Source organism: Limnospira indica PCC 8005 (assembly GCF_000973065.1).
Lineage (GTDB): Bacteria > Cyanobacteriota > Cyanobacteriia > Cyanobacteriales > Microcoleaceae > Limnospira > Limnospira fusiformis.
Genome location: NZ_FO818640.1, coordinates 4522508 through 4542587 on the forward strand (window position 1 = coordinate 4522508; position 20080 = coordinate 4542587).

General features: G+C 36.4%; 19 protein-coding genes and 2 pseudogenes. 13 read left to right on the plus strand and 8 right to left on the minus strand.

Annotated features, from left to right (window positions below; genetic code table 11):
- Positions 1–24: 24 nt before the first annotated feature.
- Positions 25–405, minus strand: a pseudogene (locus XZ46_RS30465) (zinc ribbon domain-containing protein); the annotation flags it as partial.
- 329 nt (positions 406–734) lie between these two features.
- Positions 735–1591: pseudogene (locus XZ46_RS19850) on the minus strand (Uma2 family endonuclease).
- A 429-nt stretch (positions 1592–2020) separates the two neighbouring features.
- On the opposite strand from XZ46_RS19850, the gene XZ46_RS19855 reads away from it, so the two are divergent.
- From XZ46_RS19855 to XZ46_RS19895, 9 genes are all read left to right on the plus strand, one after another.
- Positions 2021–2209, plus strand: a complete 189-nt coding sequence (locus XZ46_RS19855; RefSeq protein ID WP_008053068.1) for a hypothetical protein — start codon at positions 2021–2023, stop codon at positions 2207–2209.
- 44 nt (positions 2210–2253) lie between these two features.
- Positions 2254–3423 carry a radical SAM protein gene (locus XZ46_RS19860; protein WP_048895189.1) on the plus strand — a complete coding sequence of 390 codons (1170 nt, stop codon included), beginning with the start codon at positions 2254–2256 and terminating at the stop codon, positions 3421–3423.
- The gene (locus XZ46_RS19865) at positions 3398–3931 is read left to right on the plus strand and encodes a phosphoglycerate mutase family protein (protein WP_081593291.1); all 534 of its coding nucleotides are present in this window, start codon (positions 3398–3400) and stop codon (positions 3929–3931) included. Before XZ46_RS19860 ends, XZ46_RS19865 begins: the two co-directional genes overlap by 26 nt.
- Positions 3928–5085 (plus strand): radical SAM/SPASM domain-containing protein, encoded by a 1158-nt coding sequence (locus tag XZ46_RS19870; protein ID WP_008053072.1) that lies wholly within the window; start codon positions 3928–3930, stop codon positions 5083–5085. The genes XZ46_RS19865 and XZ46_RS19870 overlap by 4 nt, the downstream gene beginning before the upstream one ends.
- 65 nt (positions 5086–5150) lie before the next feature.
- On the plus strand, positions 5151–6407 hold the full coding sequence (locus tag XZ46_RS19875) for a radical SAM protein (RefSeq protein ID WP_008053073.1): 1257 nt from the start codon (positions 5151–5153) through the stop codon (positions 6405–6407).
- A 113-nt stretch (positions 6408–6520) separates the two neighbouring features.
- Positions 6521–7606, plus strand: coding sequence for a hypothetical protein (locus tag XZ46_RS19880; protein ID WP_157234455.1), 1086 nt, complete (start codon positions 6521–6523; stop codon positions 7604–7606).
- Between the two features lie 5 nt (positions 7607–7611).
- Positions 7612–9153, plus strand: a complete 1542-nt coding sequence (locus XZ46_RS19885) for a coiled-coil domain-containing protein (RefSeq protein WP_008053075.1) — start codon at positions 7612–7614, stop codon at positions 9151–9153.
- A gap of 10 nt (positions 9154–9163) precedes the next feature.
- Positions 9164–10849: an ABC transporter ATP-binding protein gene (locus XZ46_RS19890; protein ID WP_008053076.1), complete on the plus strand. Its 1686-nt coding sequence runs from the start codon at positions 9164–9166 to the stop codon at positions 10847–10849.
- Between the two features lie 2 nt (positions 10850–10851).
- Complete coding sequence (locus XZ46_RS19895) at positions 10852–11679, plus strand: hypothetical protein (RefSeq protein WP_008053077.1); 828 nt, start codon at positions 10852–10854, stop codon at positions 11677–11679.
- Between the two features lie 341 nt (positions 11680–12020).
- On the opposite strand, the gene XZ46_RS19900 is transcribed toward XZ46_RS19895, so the two are convergent.
- Entirely contained in the window at positions 12021–12527 is a 507-nt protein-coding gene (locus XZ46_RS19900; protein WP_008053081.1) for a GUN4 domain-containing protein, read from the minus strand.
- 287 nt (positions 12528–12814) lie between these two features.
- On the opposite strand from XZ46_RS19900, the gene XZ46_RS19905 reads away from it, so the two are divergent.
- Genes XZ46_RS19905 through XZ46_RS19920 form a run of 4 tightly spaced genes read left to right on the plus strand, consistent with a single transcriptional unit; the run spans position 12815 to position 15846 of the window.
- Positions 12815–13357, plus strand: coding sequence for a 2OG-Fe(II) oxygenase (locus XZ46_RS19905; protein WP_008053082.1), 543 nt, complete (start codon positions 12815–12817; stop codon positions 13355–13357).
- 5 nt (positions 13358–13362) lie between these two features.
- Complete coding sequence (locus tag XZ46_RS19910) at positions 13363–13917, plus strand: 2OG-Fe(II) oxygenase (RefSeq protein ID WP_008053083.1); 555 nt, start codon at positions 13363–13365, stop codon at positions 13915–13917.
- Between the two features lie 11 nt (positions 13918–13928).
- Positions 13929–15152 carry a hypothetical protein gene (locus XZ46_RS19915; protein WP_008053084.1) on the plus strand — a complete coding sequence of 408 codons (1224 nt, stop codon included), beginning with the start codon at positions 13929–13931 and terminating at the stop codon, positions 15150–15152.
- The gene (locus tag XZ46_RS19920) at positions 15142–15846 is read left to right on the plus strand and encodes a class I SAM-dependent methyltransferase (protein WP_048895191.1); all 705 of its coding nucleotides are present in this window, start codon (positions 15142–15144) and stop codon (positions 15844–15846) included. Before XZ46_RS19915 ends, XZ46_RS19920 begins: the two co-directional genes overlap by 11 nt.
- 125 nt (positions 15847–15971) lie before the next feature.
- On the opposite strand, the gene XZ46_RS19925 is transcribed toward XZ46_RS19920, so the two are convergent.
- The 5 genes from XZ46_RS19925 to XZ46_RS30480 form a co-directional block, all read right to left on the minus strand.
- Positions 15972–16505, minus strand: a complete 534-nt coding sequence (locus XZ46_RS19925; protein WP_008053086.1) for a helix-turn-helix domain-containing protein — start codon at positions 16503–16505, stop codon at positions 15972–15974.
- Positions 16506–16855: 350 nt separating this feature from the next.
- The gene (locus tag XZ46_RS19930; RefSeq protein ID WP_228116614.1) at positions 16856–17971 is read right to left on the minus strand and encodes an RNA-guided endonuclease InsQ/TnpB family protein; all 1116 of its coding nucleotides are present in this window, start codon (positions 17969–17971) and stop codon (positions 16856–16858) included.
- On the minus strand, positions 17928–18533 hold the full coding sequence (locus tag XZ46_RS30470; protein ID WP_071829370.1) for an IS607 family transposase: 606 nt from the start codon (positions 18531–18533) through the stop codon (positions 17928–17930). The genes XZ46_RS19930 and XZ46_RS30470 overlap by 44 nt, the downstream gene beginning before the upstream one ends.
- 71 nt (positions 18534–18604) lie before the next feature.
- Positions 18605–19216, minus strand: coding sequence for an HAD family hydrolase (locus XZ46_RS19940; protein WP_228116379.1), 612 nt, complete (start codon positions 19214–19216; stop codon positions 18605–18607).
- 397 nt (positions 19217–19613) lie between these two features.
- Complete coding sequence (locus tag XZ46_RS30480) at positions 19614–19967, minus strand: DUF1257 domain-containing protein (RefSeq protein WP_006617969.1); 354 nt, start codon at positions 19965–19967, stop codon at positions 19614–19616.
- Positions 19968–20080: the final 113 nt, after the last annotated feature.

Genomic DNA, 20080 nt, shown 5'->3' on the forward strand with positions numbered 1-20080 from the left:
ATTCAGAGAAGCTATCTGATACATTTACGCGACATTTATCCGGCTATTGCCTGACAATGCGACGATAGCACTATTACCCGTTAAGGTAACAGAGGCGGTATCCCGCAAAGCTTTTAGAAAGATTCCAAAAGCACCGTTCCAGTCCCGTGGTAGAGTGAACCCGCACTCAGGACATCGGAACACTTTTGAGCCACCTAGCTGGGAATGGACATGACCACAGTGAGTACAGGTTTTGCTGGTGTATTCTTCGGTCACATCTACAACTGTTCAGTTATTTCCGCGCTTATGTCTCAGGGTTAGTTTGAATCGATAATGCGCCCATGTCAGCATGGCGCGGGCAGTCTTAGACCTGATTAGACGCTTCACCTTGGCAACCATATTGGAAGTCTCGAAGGTGGGCAAAAAATCAGGCTGTGTTATGGGATGGCCAGGGATGCGACCCAATCAAGCAAGGGGTTGAAGTCCTCACCGGGTAGTCCCCACGCCCATTTCAGCTCGATTTCATACCCGAAGGTCTCGCACCATACTTGGTATTATACCGTATTGCCGTCAAATGTTAACCTAATTTGAGATTAAATCATGCTCCCAACTTTTGGCTACTATTATCTCATTGGGCGATGGTCATAGTCAATAATTTCTCATAGCCTATTATGGCAGACAGTATAGCATTTGGGTAGGATTTTCGAGAGCGATCGCCCTCCCCAAAATAGGTAGGTGCGATCGCCTCTATTTATTTAAAGTTCTTCGGGGTCAATTCCCTGGGCGCGTAATAACTCAGCTAGTCTTTCCGCCCGTTGGCGTTCAGCTTCGGCTCGTTGGCGTTCCTGCTGTAACTCCACTTCGGCTTGTTCAAAACGCTGTTCAGCTTGTTCCGCCCGCTGGCGTTCATTTTCCGCCCGCTGGCGTTCAATTCTAGCTCGTTCATCCCCAGTTAATAGCAAATTACCCTGGCTATCCCACCAGCGCAACCAAGGCAATTCTAGGTTGCCATACTGTCCGAGCCAAATGCCTAATTCTACACCCATGGGGTGAATGGGATAGTGACCTCTTTCATTCGCGGCCACTAACTCATAGTGATTTTCCATTAGGTGATAGACTTCTACACTGGCTTTCCGTACCTCATAGATAGCATAGAAAGGGGGGCGGATGATTTGTTCATATACCCAAAATTTACCGGTTTATGACGTTCTCCAGAAATTTGATATAAGGGAGTGCGATCGCGTTCTTCTGAACCATCTCCCGACACAAATTCTATGGCAATTAAAGGGGGGATATATTCCTGCCATAATACATAGGAACGTCTCACCCTACCATCAAGAGTTGGGGGAACGTTGGGAACATAAAACCAGTCTGGAGATTCCGCCCCCCGTTCTAGGGGTTCTGTTAATCGCCAATAGATACCAGAATCTTGACCTATGGCATATTGCTGGTCTGGGTGTAGACTATCTAGTGTTGATAGAATCGAATCAGTCAATAAGATACTTTGGGGATGCTCCTGAAAGTTTTTCACGAAAGTACCGTCGGAGTCGGGGAGTTGAGTATGATCGGGAAGGGTGGTAATTCCCAGTTCTGATGATGGGGCGATGGTCATGGTAAATAGTTTCTCATCGCAGGTTATGGCAGACAGTATAGCATTTGGGTAGGATTTTCGAGAGCGATCGCTCTCTATTTTTGACCCTTCCGCACTTCCTTTTAAACCACCAACGGTAGACTATCCAAGCCTTACCTAGTTGAATCGCTCCACTGCTGACACTCCATTACCTCTCAATTCCGCTTGGGAAACATCTTGTCATCTACCATTAGAGGCAACCATCCTAAATTTTTACATTTCTTAATCAAACTCCCGTCTTTTTCCGTCCTTTTCCGTCCTTTTCCGACTTGCAATACTTTGATAATTGAATCATAATAAGCAGATAGGTACTAGCCTATCAATTACAGTATATTTATAATATTGCTTAAATATTTGATAGGTTATATCATGTAGATTGATTTTGTATCTGTAAAAATACGGTATTTAGCCATGAAAAATAGCAGTCAGAAAATCGGAATTAATGATGTCAGCAATGAATCAAATGCTAATATGAAAGAAAATGAATTCCAAGCGCCAACCCTCGATCAATTTATGGAATTGATTACCGATGAGCAAAAATCAGTAGTATCAAGTCCCTCTGGATATAATGTTTACAACAAATATCATAAGTCATCTTGAATCGCCGAGGTAACTATAAGATTCATAGAAGCACTCAGGAATAATTGGAATTAATCGAAACTAAAATAATTCTCAAATACCTGAATGCTACCAGTTTATCCTCTACAAGCGGTACTGGTAGATTGACTGGTATCGCTTGTAATTTCAATACGCACAACCTCAAAATTATGATCGATCAAAAAATAAAACTGAAGCCATATACTTTGGTAATCCGAACGACTGAGAGATGCAATGTAGGCTGCTACCACTGCTCTATTTCCGCAACTCCAAAAGGTTTAAATCTACCTCTTCAAATAGGATTAGAAGCCATCAGAGATGCTAAAGCTAACGGTCTTAACCGCGTTCACTTTACAGGAGGAGAACCTCTACTTTATAATAATCTAATTGATCTAATAAATCGGACTAAAGAGTTGGGGATGTTTACAGATATAACATCTTCTACTTTCACTAAAACGGGAGAAGATACGCTGCAACTTTTAGATAGTTTACATAAGGCTGGGCTTGAATGTGTCATGCTTTCATTTGATGAGCCTCATGCCCAGAAAGTAACTATTGAGCAGTTTACTCAATTTACAAAGCGATCGCAAGATTTGGGAATGCACGTTTGTGTGTTTGTATGTCAAGGTGGTAACACTTCACTGCAAATGGCAGACCTAAAAAAAGCTCTGATTAAAGAAAACATAGATATTGACAAGATTGAGTGGACAGTTTCTGAATACCAATATGAAGGTAGAGGCGCAGACAATATTCACCTTGCCGAACAAAATGAAGAAGAACACTATTGCCGTTGTCCCTATGTCATGGCAGTTCCCACTCTTAATCCCGATGGACAAGTATTACTTTGTCACATGGCAAGGTTTAAAACTAAAAACTTTGTAGTCGGTCAATATCCCAGTGAATCTTTAGAAACAATACTTGACAGAATGGAAAATACTCCCATTTACAGGTATCTCTCTAAATATGGACCACAACAAAGTTTAAGGAATTTGGGCTTTAAAAAGGAAGAAGTGCCTAATGATATGTGTAGAGCTTGTGAAAAATATCTTACCAAGCTTGAGGAAAGCGAATATCAAAATAAGTTGAATGAATTAATGATCAATGATGATTTAACTGAAATAGAAGTTGATCTCAAAGCAGTATTGCCAATTTATCAAAGATATCTTTTAGAACACGGGGAAAAATTAATAGATGACTATGACTCAAATATGGATTAGACATGGACAATGTATAGCTAATTTACAAGATAAAAATTATTCTTTTTCTAGCGATGAACAAGATGTTCTAACCGAAAAAGGAAAAGCACAAGCTAATATCACTGCATTGTATATTAAGAATGTTTTTGCTCCAAAAACCTGTTTGGTTTCTTCTACTCTAACCCGAGCAAAACAAACCAGTAAAATTATAAATAATATAGTAAATGAAAGTGATAATAACTTGATTGTACACGAAAAGTTGCTAATCGAAAAAACCAATATTGAAAGTTTAGCTGATTGCGCTAAAAGAATTAACATTTTTTTACAAAAATTAAATAAAAATGAAAATTATTTAATTGTAACTCATGGTCATGTTTTACAAGCAATCGCCTCCATTGTTTTAAATTTGAACGCTAGAGTTTCTGAATCCCTGATTTTCAATAATTGTGGTTTAACAATTATTGACAACAATCAAAAACTTATTGCTTTAAATTCCATCTCCCATTTTTCCAAGGATTTATTAACATGAAATCACCATATAAAAACATCAACGAAGTTCATATTGAAATTACTAATATGTGTAACTTAAGTTGCACCTATTGCTATGCTGAGACTTTATTGCCAGACAAGCAAATTAAAAATCTTTTTACCAACGAACTATATCGAGATACCATCACTAAAATGCTACTAGAGAGCAAAAGTGATTTCTTAGACATCGTATTTCATGGAGGTGAACCCTTATTACATACTCCTGAGTGGTTTGAAGAAGCCTGTACTTTTGCCACCAGCAAAGCCAATCAACTAGGCAAAAAAGTATATTTCAGTATGCAAAGTAATCTTACCCTCTTAAAAAATGCTCATGTTGAAAGCTTTAAAAAACACCAAGTAAAAGTAGGAGTTTCCTTAGATGGTGACAAGGAAACCCACAACGCCATGAGAGGAAATTTTGGAGTGACTGTTGCCAATATGAAAAAGTTGCAAGATGCTGGATTGTTTGGTGGAGTCATTGTTGTTATAAGTCACCACAACTGGAACAAAATTCCTTTATTTTTCAAACAAATGGAAGAATTGGGCATTCGGATATTTCACATGAATATTGCTTCTTCTGTAGGCAGAGGAAATTCTATGGAATTGCTGGGAACAGAGAAAACTTTTAGGGCTTTTAAAGATTGTGTTGATTGTATGTTGAAATACAAAGGCGAAATTGTAGATACGCGCATGATTAAAAAATTGCAACAATTCATCAATCCCCCTCAATCAACGGAAGAAACTTTTCAACAACTTCGCTGCGACAATTTATTTTGTCATGCTGGAGTCACCATGATCGCCGTACAAAATGACGGTAATGTTTTCCCTTGTGGTTGTGCTGGATCTAGTGGAAATATGAAAAATTTTAAATTAGATAACTTCAGGGACACAAGAGAAACTAACCCAGTTGATTATTTTGAATTACTCAAAAAATTTCACACCAAAAAAGAAAAATATTATAACGAGTGCGTTCATTGTCCAGCCAAGTTTGTTTGTGAACATGGCTGTCCAGCATTTGACCATACAGATCCCGAAACTCCTGAAAATACTTGTTTAGCAACCAAGCAACTTTATTCTTATCTTCAAACTATTGATCGGAGTTTAATCGTGGAATTAATATCTATCCACGAATCAAAAAGCAGGGCATTAGTATAGCATTTTTTGTCTTACATCCCAGTTGGTCATTATTTCACAGTCAACACAACAGAGGCATTAAAAATATGAATATCATCGTAGTAGATAAATGTACGAACTACTGTAAGTATTGTTTTGCTTCAAATGAAATGGCAAAAAACAATGCTAAAGCAGCTTTAAAGGAAGAAAATATTCCTATATTATTAGATTTTATTAGTAATTCTGGATCGAACTTTGAACTGAATATTATTGGAGGTGAACCATTCCTTTACCTAGAGTTACCTTACCTGCTTGAAAAACTTTTAGAACTGTGTAATGTCAGCAAAATTTGCATTTTCACAGGAGGCATAGTACCCTCAAAATTAATCGCAAAAATTAGTGAATTAGATACTACTCGGATTAATTTTTTATTCAACCTTAATGAAAAAAAAGATTATAAAACCGAAAAAGAGTACAACTTAGTATTGCAAAATTTTGATTTAATTTTGGGCTATGGGTTTAAGGCTACTTTCGGCTACAATATTTACGAGAAAGAATTTAACTATCAAGAAATTTTGCAGGTGTGTCGTGAATATGGTTCAACTTATTTACGTTGGACAATTGCCTTTCCAGAATTAACAAAAAATCCTTATACTCAAACTTTACTACCTGAAGAATACCAATTAGTTTCAAGTCGTGTTGCTGACTTTTTAGAAGAAGCCTATCAAAGTGGAATAGATGCTGCTCTTGATTGCCCTATTCCCAAATGCTTTTTTACCCATGAACAATTAGGTAGAATTGCTCTCACTCAACCATTTACCATCAACTCCATTAAATCCTGTGGTCCGGTTATTGATGTCACCCCTGATTTAGAAGTTTTCCGCTGCTATGCACTGGCTGATTTAAAACGGACTAAATTGACGGATTTCAATAATTTTCAAGAAGTCGTTACTTACTACGAAAAAAATATAGATGAACTTTATGGTGTTCCTCAGACATTTGAATATTGTAGCACTTGTGAATTTGCTCTCAATAAAACTTGTTACGGAGGCTGCATAGCTCATTCTCCTAATTCAGTAGGTAAAAGAATCAGCGAAGAAGACTTATTGAGAGAAATGTTTAGTTACTTCCAAGCCAATGACTTTGGCAAAGCCGAACAATTTTTTGCCGCCAATAAAATTGCTTTGAATAAAAATCCAGTGGCCAATTATTTAATGTCATTTGTTGCCGAAAAAAACAATGACTTGAAACAAGCAAAAACTTTCACCAGACGTAGTATTATGCTTTCTCAATCGTTTAACAACATTGAGAAATATAAAGAACGTCTAAAGAATCTTAATGAACCAGTCAAAAAAGCTGTATGAAATATTTGAGATATCCAGTAAACTTTTACACTAATGATATCAACTCACTGTGTCTTGATATTTGCTCATTTTTAGGTTGCTCAGATTTTTTATTTGACAACTATAGAATCCCCTTGTCCGATTCTTTTTTAATAGCTCCTATTCGTAAATTTATAGTCAATGGTTCTAAAAGCTTTACTTCTGATTTTACTCGGTTTAGAATCAGTGGAAATTTTTTTGATGCTATTAATAAGATAAAAAATATTGACAATTTAGTAGCCAGAGGATATTATTTACCACATACTTATTCACACCCACAGTTACCCACACTAATTATATACAAACAAATGAATGCCTATGGGAATAAGCCTGTAATTATTTCTGAAAATTTAGTTCGCCCTGGAGAATTTATTTTAGTTACTGAAAATGTTGAAGTAATTGCTACTATTTCATTTTATGATGAAGTGAATGATACCCACACAAGTCTTCCCAATGAGTTGATGAGTATTTCTTTTTTTAATAAAGAAAATTACACAATAGATTATTTTTTAGAATCAAGTAATTTTGATAATCAAAAAACTATCAACAACAAAGTCTATTCATATACTGATGTTATACCTCATAGATTTGAGAAATCATTTTTTGAGGAAAGGACTATAGTTCAGCAACTTTTGACAGAGGAGTTCCAGTTCACACAAATATTTCCTGTGCTTAATCAGAAATTACATGAAGAACTTTTGCATGATATTAAACAGTCAACTTTATGGGTAAAACGACATTCTGACAATTTCATTCAAATGTCATTAGATATTCTCGAAATGAGTAAATTATCTGATTGCCCTGCTTCTATCACAAGAATTATTGAGGAGATTAAAAAGCCGGAAACGGTTCAAGCGATATCAAAAATAAGTGATATTTCAGTCAAATATGTCAATGAAATTTATGCTTATAGAATGCAAAACGGTGAATTTTTTGACATCCATGAAGATCATCACATGAATGGCAAACTATTAGTTAGATTTAATTGGCTTTTACAGTTACCTACCAACCGTAAACATGATTTGCGATTTGTCAAGAATGAAACTGTATATTGCTGCCAATCTGTACCTAATAGTGCAACTATTTTTCGTTTAGGTGAACAAACACCCCATGATGTTTCTTTAATCTCTTGGGATGCTGATTGTGACAGAATCAATATAATCTTAACTTTTGGTAATTAACAAATATGCAGAGTCAAAATTTACTTTTACACATTTGGATGAAAAAAATTAGCATGACCATTGTGCTGGTTATTTTTTGTTGGTTGAATCCTTCCTATCACAATCAATCAGTCTTAGCACAAACTCAAGATCAAAATACTCCTAATTTGCCCAAGCAAGAAAACCTAATACAGAAACAAAGTTTAGAAACTCAACAACCAAAAATAAAGGAAAATCCAACTCAACAACCAGAAAAGCCAGAAGTGAAAAAAGAGACAATCGATCTTGGAGTTTCTATTGGTTACAATACGTTTGTTGTAACGGCTCTTGCTCTTTTAATAACTATACTTTCTATTGTTTTGACTATTTCCATATTTATTCTTGGTTACTTGGGTTATTCTAAAATTGACAAAACTACAACAGAAAAATTGAACAAAAAGATGAAGGAAATTGAAGAAATTAAAGAAAAATTTGATGAGGATATTAAAGCAATTAAAGCAAAGTTGGATGAAAAGATAAAAAACTTGGATCAGGATATTGAAGCAATTAAAGCAAACTTGAATGCCGATGAGCAAAAACTAAAAACAAATATTACTGATTTGGATGAAAAGATAAAAAACTTGGATCAGGATATTGAAGCAATTAAAGCAAACTTGAATGCCGATGAGCAAAAACTAAAAACAAATATTACTGATGTTAATGCTAAACTTGGGGAATTAAGTGAAAAAATAAATGGTCAAGTTTCAGAACTTCAAAAAATAGTTTCATCGGAAAGAGATAAAACAGAAAATTTAACAAAAATGATCGATAATATTAGTGATGATTTTAAAAAATATATTCAAGCTGAAGCTATAAAAATGAATGTGCTTACTATGGTCGATCACTACATGAAAATGAAAAATTTTGAACAAGCTTTAAAAGAGATAGAAGATTTTGAAAAAAAATATTTGAACGAAAAAGAATTGTTAAAAAGATGCAAACTTAATAGATCAACTATTTTATGTAATCAAGAATATGCTTTAAACAATTACGATCTTGCTCTTAAGAATCTTGAAGAATTGTTAGATTGGGCGGAATATAAAATAGAAATTTATAATTTAATAGCTTATTGCTATTCGCAAAAATATTATAATTCGTATTGCCAAGAAACAAATTTAATCAAAAAAGCCAAGAAACAACTAGAACAATTAAAAGAAATTATTGCTGAAAAAAATCAAAGAGAAAATTTTAAATTAAAGATTAATTTAGGTAACTGCGAAATACATTTAGGCGATTTTAAGGCAGCATTACAATATTTTTATGATGCTGATAGTTATCTTGATGGCATTAATTCACAAAATTCCCCTGGAGAATTTTACTTATGGCGAGTTGGCAAATTAATTTGTTATTTGTCTTGTATTGAGCAATATAAATCTGAACTTGATCAAGAGTTCCAAATATTTACTTCTAATATTGATGAGTGGAATGAAGGTTTAAGATACTGCAAAAAAAATTTCCAACATTTAGAGAAATATTTGAACAAACTAGAAGAAGAATTTAATACCTTTAAAAATCAAGTCAATCCCTAAAAAATTAGTAATGCTTATTTCCATTACAATCCCATCGCTTAAATCTCTTTTAGTTATTTTCAGATTTTTTAGATATATCTGGAAACCATTTGTTCTATCTGTACTTTTGCAAGTTTTTGTTTCCTACACCATACTTTACTCCATTGAAGCCTTAAATATTGCGGTGTCACAAGTTGACCCGTCCAGGGATATCAACAAAGCGAGTTGGCTTTACCAAACTTTTGCTGAGGGTGCTGCAAGCAAACAACAGATCATTGTCAATTGTGTGACAGTGGCTTTAGTTATCATCTTTATTGGGATGATTTGTGATGTTGTTATTGCTTGGTCTATTTCTTGGAACTTTGCCTTACTTAATCACAAACTTACTCCGAAAATTATCAACCAGTTAGTCTATTCCCAAACAGCAGAAAAGGTCAAAAAACAGGAATCTACAGTAGTACAACGTTGGCTTACCATCAGGCAAATCTCAGAATTTTTTCACAATGTACTAGCCAACACAGTGGGATCAATATTTACACTGGGAATTTTGCTTTGGGGAACTTACCAAGAAAATACAATGGCAGGTCATTCATTATTATTAATTTTCTTATGCTGGATTATCTTGCTTTTAATATTGAGTCCTAAAGCTTTAGTTGCCTCTAGAAACTATGCTTTGATGGAAGAAACTGTAGGTAGAAATATACGTTCTTCAGTTTCCTTGAGTGATAGTTTAAGACCCAAGGAAGTTTTTCAAAAATTCATCGCCAAAATCTCACCTAATATTACTGAGTATTCCAGCGCAATTTCATTGCAAGGATTTTATGGCTCATTACTTTATGGTGTTCTTTCGGGGATGGCTTCTTTAGCTCCTTTGGTAGTTATTATAGTAGCAATACTCTCAAGCACTAACCATAGTCTTGGCATCTCCACTGCTGCCACATTGTATTTATTTGCTTCTAAAATTACTTCTCCTTTGGCTAATCTAGCAAGAGTAATTCCTATTCTGCAAAATCAGCGTATTGATTTTGTTCGTTTTGAAAGTATTTATCGCAATCAGCTATTTGATCAATCCCTGGAAGGTAAAAAAACAATCACTGATTTTAAATCTGTTCATATTGATAGTTTCAAATATGCTTATGACAGCAGCAAAAAAATTGACTTTAGGCAATTCAGTCTTGAAAAAGGTAAGATTACTTGTATTGCTGGTGACTCAGGGGTAGGCAAAACTACTTTATTGAAAATAATTGCTGGTCGTTTAGATACTAATTTGAATGTTAACATTAATGGTGATATTACTATTGAAGTATCTGAAATAGCTGATGAAATCGCCTATCTACCACAAGAACCAAAACTGGCAGAAATGACAGTCAAAGAAAATCTTGATTTATATACTATTAATGGTAAGGTCACTAACTCTTATTGCCTTGAAGCATATCATAAGATTATTGCCAAGCTTCCTCAAGCAGAAAATACTTTAGTTACAGGAGACGTTATTGGATTAAGCGTTGGACAGCGCCGAGTTTTGTCTGTAATTAATACTCTCTCAATAGATCGACCGATTTTGATTTTAGATGAACCTCTTGCAAATATCGATCAAGATATGGCAGAATTAATCTGGTCAGCTATTAAAGAGGAGAAAAACAAGCGTTTACTTTTAGTAGCTTTACACGAAGCTAAATATAAAAGAGAGTGTGATGTAATTATACAGTTGGATTAACAATGCTAACAAAAGAAATACATAATTTTGGTAACATATATACTCTTTCAGAATGCGAGATTGAAAAATTTGAAACCCTTGAAGAATTGTTTGAGGAGGAAGAAAACTACATTCTTTCTCTCAAAAATGACTATGATTTAGAGATAAGAGAAGATTTGCTAATTCTTTTTGTGCAAATGTATTTACTGCGTTTTGCCATCCCCTATTTTCAGCTAACCCACAATCAATTTCCCGATCGCGCAAATGTAAGTTTCTTGAAAAAGATTCTTTACTTTTGCTTAATTGGCAGATTTATAGACGATTTAGTAGATAGTGATTCTCAGTTATTCAAAACCTATGAATCCATTCTACTGTATCAAAAATACTATCCAAGATTAACTTCTTTACTTTCAAGAGACGATCGGGAGAAATTCGATCGCTATTTATTTGAGAGTACAAGATATAAAAGTCCCTTAATAGAAAATAAAATTAACTTTAGTGATATTAGTAATGATGTTTACTATCGAATTAAATATTTTTTCTGTGCAGCCGAGAATTATAATTCTGTTCATCAGGAAAAGCTTATAAAATATACAGTTATATTACTGGGTGGATTAGACTTGAATGATTTAATTTCTGATGGCTATCGGCAAAAGTCATCCACTGTCATCAGCAATAATGCTTATCATAAATATTATAATGATGAGGGCAAGCTTTTATTAGATCAAGCCTTGTTAAATTACTATCAGTCATTAAGATTAATTATTCAACAAGAAACAAACCAATTAATTCAGTATTGTCAGAAGAAAAATTTATTTTATACAAAAAACATTTTAAAAAGCACTCAATAATATAAATATTTAATGAAGTTAGCGATGAGTTTTAGGCTCTCCCGGATCTATAGTGATAAGCCAGACTTATGTCTATATTTGGCAAGGCTTTAAAGCATTTTCAAGCCTGCCAAGTGTGTAATTTAATACAGTTTTTACCGCTAACCCGGAAGATCCGAGTTTTAAAGACAGTTGGCAGTTCATATTTTTAACTGAATATAATTTTTCCTAATAGACATCTCCAAAAATCAGATATAAAGCCTTGATCTGGCTTTGTGACGGGCAATTATTGGAGATGTCTAATGCTTATAAGGGAGCGTATCTCATGACTATTGGCAATATTATATTCAATATTATAAATTTCAAAAAAGACTAATAAAATCAATGGTAAAATCACCAAAATCAGAGCTAAAACCATGCCCTACTGCATGACCAAACATCATATTTATAACAAGCCAAGAACCACCCCAGAGTTCAGGCAGGTGTCCTTGTGGGGCATTAAGAGAAAAATCAAGATCTGTATTCTCCAGATATCTATTTCCTTTTATCCATCCGATTCGCTGACAAAACTCTTGATACGCCATTTTGAAATTATCAGTATCTTCACTATAACATTCACTCCATTTTATTTTTTGGATGGAAAAGCCAAAATGTTTATTGCTGTTGTTTACCCAAAGATTATCAATTATTTTTAATTGATCTTGAGAAAATTGAGGAAGATAATCAACTATCTCGCACATAAAAGTATTTTTACCTGTAATTTTTTCTAGCTTTGAATGTATTAACTGTCCTGTGTAACGATTAGCTTGTTTCCATTTACCTTGTACTAACAAATCATCTAAAGTACAGAGGTCTGTTTCCTTGAACATAATTAATCTTCTCAGTTTTAGTAATGTAGTGCGGTTACAGCTTTTAATTGTTTTTATGATACCATTATTTCAGGTTGGATGCAAGTTTGGTAATTAATTATCAGCAATTCTCATTATGGAAATTTTGCCCCAGCTTATTGAGAATTATCTCAAGAGCGATTCTTGAAAGCCCCATTCTTTCGTTCAAGATTGGGCATCATCGGGCATTTTGGACAGGATGCGGGTCAAAATGAGAATTGCTGATTAATTATCCTTTGATCAATTCAAGTATAGATTAAGTATAAATTATGAAAAATTTTAAAACCCCATATCCACATATCAAATGCTTAAATTTTTTGACATTAAGTGAATATCATGCTATGATGGTAAGCGTCAGTAGTTTAGAATGGGAACTCTACGATAAAGGTAGTTACAAATATAAAGTCAGCAGTATTGACTATGAAACTGAATGTTACATTCAGAATCAAGCAATCATTGAAAAATTCATTTCAGAGGATTTTATTTCCCTACTCTCAGAAGCATTGAAGATTAAATTAGAAAAGTGCGTAGACTTCACTTTTCATAAAATGGATATAGGTGATTTTAGCCAGAAACATACCGATAAAAACGAATTTGGTCAATTAGCTAGAATTGTTTACTACTTATCTAAACCAGATGATTATGAAGGAGGGTGTTTAAGACTTTTTGATTTAGATGGACAAACCGTTTATGAAGAATTAAAGATGCCCATGAACTCTTGGTTTGGCTTTCGTTTAACCGACGATTTTTTTCATGAAGTACAAACGATCGGCAAAGGCATCAGATATTGTATTTGTGTAACCTATAGTTAAGAAAAATGCAGCTACTAGAACAACCTTACAAACACTATATCAAAGAAAACTTTTTCTCTCCAGAGCAGTTCCAAATGCTCCGTGAATTTGCCCAAAAATCCCCTTGGACATATTACGATGATGTTGATTTTCCTCAATACATCATTCAAAGGAAACTTATTGAAGAGTATTTTCTGAATCAAGAAGCAGATAGGGGAAAATTTAGCTTTCTTTTTCATAGTAATTTTATCCATAGTTTAGAACCTTTATTCAGAATATCTCTAGAAAAATGTGTGGCTATCTCGTTTCACAAACTAATTAAACCTAACTTTAATATCGTTCACAATGATTATAATGAATACGGTGAAAAATTTAGAATAGTTTGCTATCTATCCGATCCGGAAACTTATGAAGGAGGAGAATTAAACTTATATTCAATATTTAATCTGAAATCACCTTTTGCTTCATATAAACTTAATGCCAATACAGCCTTTATTTTTGAAATGAATCAGGAATCTTTTCACTCAGTCAGTGAAGTGATATCTGGTGAGAGAGTTTGCATGGTAATCACTTATCAATAAGGAATCAAACAATGAAAATTCGTTACCCTATCAATCTTATTTCCAATAATGTTGAACAAATTCTTAGTAATGTATCTGGATTACTAAATGCCAGCCAAGTTGTCAAAGTTACTCCGGGAACAAAAATTGATGATGTTTATTTTATTGGCCCTTATAATTTAGTCAAAGACCTATATGCTAAATACTCAGATGAACATAAAAATTCACTGCTAATTTTGATTGATGATAGTGCCAAATCTACCCGATACGAGCATAATAAAAAACTTATAGCAAACGGTGTTTATCTTCCTTGTGACTATGAAGGAAATTGCCCCTTTTTAATGCTATATAAAAGGGTTGATGTACTAAATGGTAAACCTATTTTAATCAGTGAAAATTACCTAATTCCTGGAGAATTAGTGGTTGTACCGGAAACCTCAGAGCTATTTGCTGTGCTATTTTACAACGATGGAGAAGTTTGTCAAATTCCTGATGATGTTCAGTGGTTTTCCTGGTATTCAGAGCAAGAACAAAATGAACCTGAAGATACATATAGTATTACATACAAAATAAGTTATGAAGATGAGTATGCTAAAAATGGTTTTCAAGATGCTGAAATAATCACTCTAGACCGACCTCTTTTTGATTATGAAGAATCTGAATTGCCCCAACAATTAATGACTGAGAAAAATCCGGTTGTTCATATTGCTCCTATACTTTCTAATCAAGAGGCAAAAGAGCTATTAACCCAGCTAAAATTATGCAACGCTTGGATTAGAAGAACAGGAGAAAACAACATACTATATACTCAAGAAACTTTTGATATTTGGGAATACTCTAAAAAAGATAATTCGCCCCAAGTGTTTAAAGATTTAATTGCGAAGCTAGAATCTGATACTTTATTAAAAGTGATCAGAAAATTGACAGGGATGAAAGTTAATGAACTTCGTGAAGTGTATGCTTTTCACATGAGGTCAAATGAGTTTATCACTAAACACGCTGATAGTTCTTTGGGCGGACAATTATTAGTTCGTTTTAACTGGCTTTTACAAAGTCCGACAGGTAGAGAGCATGATCTGAGATTTTGGAAAGGTGAAAATACTAACGAGCCAATTACAAGATACAAAGCTGTTCCCAATAGTGCGACTCTTTTCTATCTTGGTGATTCTACTCCTCATGATTTAACCCCACTTCCAGAAGACTGCGATCAAGATCGATATAACCTTGTAATTACATTTGGTGATTATGCAAGCTAAATTTTTAAAATCATTAATGTATGAAGCACAATACAAAGATTATTCGCCGGATTTTGTGATGTATGACACTTTATTAGAGAAGAATATTCCTGTTGTTGAGTTTGGCTCAGGAACGGGAAGAATTACTTTGCATCTTCTTGAACAAGGCTACAGAGTTTTTGGCATAGAAACTGATGAAGATTATCAAGGTTTTTTCCTCAACAAAATTCAAGAAAAAGGATCGAACGACAACTTCTGTTATGTTACAGATATAACAGAAGTTAAGGAGAGATGTAACATTATTTATCCATTTAATGTATTGTTTCATTTGAATTACCAACAAGTTGAGGCAGAATTAAATAAACTCCACAAATTTCGCCATTATTGGAATAAATTAATTATTGAAACTGACAATATTCAATACATTAATAGCGAAAGCTTTAGGTCTAAATTTCATCAAGATCAAGATTATTTATTTAAAGAGGTTCCCAGGCCATCTCAATCAAAAATTATCATATATAATGAAGTGATAGAGAAAAGAAGCTTCAACATTATTCTTAAGTTTGACTATTCGCTGTATTTACATAAAGCAGATGATTTGCATCTCATTTACAATCAGATATTTCCAAGGGCAAAATTTTATGGTGATTTTAATTTACAATTTTATCGTAAAAATTCTCCTAAATTAATTGCGATGTGTATTAATAATCATTAGATTATATCGAAAAAATTGCATCACACTTATGAAGCTTATGAATCTAATTCAATAAGATTCAATAAGCTTGTGAAGGTAATTTAAGATTTTTTAACAATTATTGATTCATACTACTGAGGATAAAGTTACTCTATCCAATTCTCAACTTCTGGTAAGGGTAAATCTAGGGATTCGGCAATTTGTTCCGGTGTTAAACCGAGTTTACTTAGTTTCTCCACCGCCTTAAATTTAGTCTCTTGCAATATCTGTTCAACTATTTCGTCTTCATATATGGTATTTGTGACTGGAGATTCAGGATGGACTTTATCCGGATTTTCTAAATTGGCTGTTTCATAATTGCCACAGAAATTAATATTACTTATTTTGACAGAATTCTTGACAATATGATGTTGATAATTTACAAACCCTAAACGCTCAACTGTAGCGACTAAATTTGATTTATTAACATCTTGATCAAAGACTTTTGATAATAACTGCCATAGTTCGTATCCCTTATCCTTGGCATGACCTGTACTACATCCGTACTGCTTGCCGATCGCACTATACTTATGGCCATTCAGCACTCCCTTTAAAATTGCCAATTGCAGGCTATCCAAGTGTTCCCCAGTTTTTTCAAACACAAACTCATCAATCGAGTTAACCACACTTTGCCACTCCATCCCCTCTCAATTCTCCTTCCGAAACATCTCCTTTTTTATGATTATCCATTATAATCCCTGGCTCAAATCGCCGCCATAAAAGAATAAAGGGGTTGACAAGGGGAGGAGCGATCGCATTAGATGAACCTGTGGTGCTGGCGTGGCTATACTTATGACTAAAAAATCAACAGCAAGAAGTACCACCTGAGACAGTTGAATCCCAATCAGTCAGTGGCGCGATACTCCCAGCCCTAATTTGAGTTGCCATAGCCCAACTCAATCAATAGTTTCCCTAAGTCCCACCGTCTCCAAAAACTGCTGGGGGTGGGGAAGTGCATCCCAAACCCACCAAGAACCGCAATCTGATACATTTACGCGACATTTATCCGGCTATTGCCTGACAATGCGACGATAGCACTATTACCCGTTAAGGTAACAGAGGCGGTATCCCGCAAAGCTTTTAGAAAGATTCCAAAAGCACCGTTCCAGTCCCTGGGTAGAGTGAACCCGCACTCAGGACATCGGAACACTTTTGAGCCACCTAGCTGGGAATGGACATGACCACAGTGAGTACAGGTTTTGCTGGTGTATTCTTCCGTCACATCTACAACTGTGGTTCCAGTTATCTCGGCTTGATGTCTCAGGGTTAGTTTGAATCGATAATGCGCCCATGTCAGCATGGCGCGGGCAGTCTTAGACCTGATTAGACGCTTCACCTTGGCAACCATATCGGAAGTCTCGAAGGTGGGCAAAAAAATTAGGCTGTAGTTGTGAGTCAAGTAGTGAGCAATTTGTTTGTGGGCCTCATCCACTAAATTCCGGATTTTAGTTCTCATTCGTTGAGCCGCTTGCCTCATCCGTCGCCTTCTTGAACGACAGGGTTCCTTGGCGATTCGGCTCATCAAATCATCCAAATGTTGACATAGCCTAGTAATGCGTCCAATATCCCCGGAGCCCAATTCCAGAAATCGAGAGCCATCAAACCCAGTTATGAAAGTTCGCACACCCGGGTCTAATGCAATCACGCCATTCGCTTCAGTTGGGGTAACGGCAACTGGTTCAGGGAAAATCGCCAACCATCGACCTTTGGTAAACACCAACTGAGTCCCTTGCCCGCAAGTTTTAGGGATGGGTTCGGAAACCATGAAAGTTAATCCTTTCGTTAGTCTTGGATACCAACTCCCTGAAGAGAAATTAGTATTATTGAACTTAATCCCTTGAGAGCTGTCACGACAACTTCTAAACCTGGCATCAGGACTAGCGGTCAAAGCCTGATAGGCATCAAAGATGGCATTTTGCCGAATGTGGCAGGGTGTTTCTTTGACCCATTCGGGTAAGTCACTCTGCATCACTTCGTTGCGTAACTTTAACTTGCTTAGTCGTTTACCACTCCTAGATAATGCAATTGCTTGGTTGTAGCAATACCTACAAGCAGCCAGCCATTTACGCCAGACTTGATTTAGCTCGGGGCTGGGGTAAATCCGGATCTTCTTTGACCTGAGTTTTGTATTTACTCCGTCGGTATAATCGGGAACTGAAGCAGTGGAGGATGGCGAGGATGTCCTCAACCATTTCTGGTTCTGGACTGAGACTTGTCTGGTTGAGAACCATGAGTGAGCACCTGTTTTGCTCACAGAGCCATCGAAACAAGTCAAATCCCCATATTGCCAATCGGTCTTTGTGGGCAACGACAACCATGCGGACATCTCCTGACAATTGATGTCCCAGTAAGGCCAGCATTTTCTTTCCCTTGAAGTTGAGCCCGCCTCCGATTTCTGAGACGACTTCTGCTTCGGGGTAGAGGTTGGACAGTGCGGCCACCTGTCGGTTGAGGTCGGACTGCTGGGCGCGGCTACTAACTCTGGCATAGATAACGACTTTGCGTTTGTCACTGCCTGATTTGGCAGTATATGACTCAACGTTGTATCGTCGTTGCCCAGCGGGGGTTCTGATGGTCTCGATTGAGCCATTGTCGTCCCATCTGCGGAGTGTTCTTTCATGGACTCGAAGGATTTGGGCGGCTTCCTTGGGTTTGACATATCTGGCAATAGGTTTATCCTCAACTCTTCTCGCTTCTTATACCATATTGCCCTAAAATATTAACCTAATTTGAGATTAAATCATGCTCTCAACTCTTCAGCGCCATGGTGTCCTGAAGCGATCGCGATCGCCCTCGCCCCAATCGCTTGACCGCAGCGCACATCATGGGGCGTATCACCAATAACATATAATCGATCCGGCGTGAGTTTTCCTAACTGTTGCTCGGCTAAAATCATAGCCCGTTGTGCAATTTCCACCCGCTCGCGCGATCGCCTGGAAAACGCGCCTAGGGGGAAGTATGAATCCAGACCATAGTGAGCCAATTTAGCCCTTCCCCCCGCTTCCATATTTCCCGTTAAAACCAAAGATAAAACATCGGTGCGCTGTTGCAAATTCTCCAAAATTTCCCGCACTCCCCCCAACACATATCCCGGACATCGCAGCAACATTTCGGGGAGATGTTTAATGTAGAGTTTCTCAAGTTGTTCGATATTTTCCGCCGTCGGTTCAAGATTGCACTTTTCTAAAATCCTGCTGCAAATATCCCAATCTGTCAATCCCGCCATATTCAAAGCTGACAAATCGGTGCGATCGCCTATTAGATCTGCGATCGCTGCTTCCATCGCCGATCTCCCCGCCCCTTTAGTGTTTAAAAGTGTCCCGTCAATATCCCAAAATAAAACCGTTTTCAACTGCTCAAATCCTCCCTTTTCCCTATTCAAGTTGACTTACAGCTTGTTCACCAGTCGCTTAATAGATTGCCCTCACCCTAAATCTGGATCCCAGAGAGGGAGAGGGACTTTGAGAGGTGATCAAATGATTTCTGAACAGGCTGTATTAACCCGCCTTGATAATGCCTCCGGGTTAATCCCCTGGGCGGGTAATAACTCAGCTAGTTCCCCCACTAATGCCTAATTATCAAGCCATCAAGTCAATGGGAGAATCACCCCGTTGATGTTAATAAACCCGCCCAAAACCAAGATGGTAGCATGGTCAGGGCCGTTTCCATGGTTAAATTAACTAGCCACACAAAAAACGGGTTAACCCGTCATAATGGTTAACCCGCCAGCTTGGGAACGCTCAGAGATTCTATTTTTGAACAACCAGTTTGACGTTTGCGCCTTGGAGACCACGCTGCTTAACATCAGCCAAAGTCTTGTTAACGGCGTATTTTTGATTAATAGAGTTGATCAACTCAGTTTGGTTGTGTTTTTTAGCGACACCCCACAGGTCAGCGATCAAATCGTAGCTTCCATCGCTATTGCGAGACCAACCCAGGTCATACTCGCCATCAAGGACGGCAACCAAGTCGGCACGGACGCGCTGGCCGTTGTAACCGCGAACGTCAGCGTTGGAATTCACAGAGATACCCAGATCACGCAGAGAAGATTTCAGGATTTCGGCATCGGTGATCTTGGTACGCAGTGTGCTAAAGTGAGACATTTAGGTATCCTCCTAGTGGAACTAAAAACGAAACAACAACGGTTTTGATTTGAACTTTAATCGCTCTTCGTGGGATGCAAAGACGATTGTGATAGAAACTGCTAGCGAATGTG

Coding starts and splice junctions, on each gene's coding strand:
- XZ46_RS19855 (WP_008053068.1), top strand. CDS start 2,021: ATGAAAAATAGCAGTCAGAAAATCGGAATTAATGATGTCAGCAATGAA.
- XZ46_RS19865 (WP_081593291.1), top strand. CDS start 3,398: ATGACTATGACTCAAATATGGATTAGACATGGACAATGTATAGCTAAT.
- XZ46_RS19870 (WP_008053072.1), top strand. CDS start 3,928: ATGAAATCACCATATAAAAACATCAACGAAGTTCATATTGAAATTACT.
- XZ46_RS19875 (WP_008053073.1), top strand. CDS start 5,151: ATGAATATCATCGTAGTAGATAAATGTACGAACTACTGTAAGTATTGT.
- XZ46_RS19885 (WP_008053075.1), top strand. CDS start 7,612: ATGCAGAGTCAAAATTTACTTTTACACATTTGGATGAAAAAAATTAGC.
- XZ46_RS19890 (WP_008053076.1), top strand. CDS start 9,164: ATGCTTATTTCCATTACAATCCCATCGCTTAAATCTCTTTTAGTTATT.
- XZ46_RS19895 (WP_008053077.1), top strand. CDS start 10,852: ATGCTAACAAAAGAAATACATAATTTTGGTAACATATATACTCTTTCA.
- XZ46_RS19900 (WP_008053081.1), bottom strand. CDS start 12,527: ATGTTCAAGGAAACAGACCTCTGTACTTTAGATGATTTGTTAGTACAA.
- XZ46_RS19905 (WP_008053082.1), top strand. CDS start 12,815: ATGAAAAATTTTAAAACCCCATATCCACATATCAAATGCTTAAATTTT.
- XZ46_RS19910 (WP_008053083.1), top strand. CDS start 13,363: ATGCAGCTACTAGAACAACCTTACAAACACTATATCAAAGAAAACTTT.
- XZ46_RS19915 (WP_008053084.1), top strand. CDS start 13,929: ATGAAAATTCGTTACCCTATCAATCTTATTTCCAATAATGTTGAACAA.
- XZ46_RS19920 (WP_048895191.1), top strand. CDS start 15,142: ATGCAAGCTAAATTTTTAAAATCATTAATGTATGAAGCACAATACAAA.
- XZ46_RS19925 (WP_008053086.1), bottom strand. CDS start 16,505: ATGGAGTGGCAAAGTGTGGTTAACTCGATTGATGAGTTTGTGTTTGAA.
- XZ46_RS30480 (WP_006617969.1), bottom strand. CDS start 19,967: ATGTCTCACTTTAGCACACTGCGTACCAAGATCACCGATGCCGAAATC.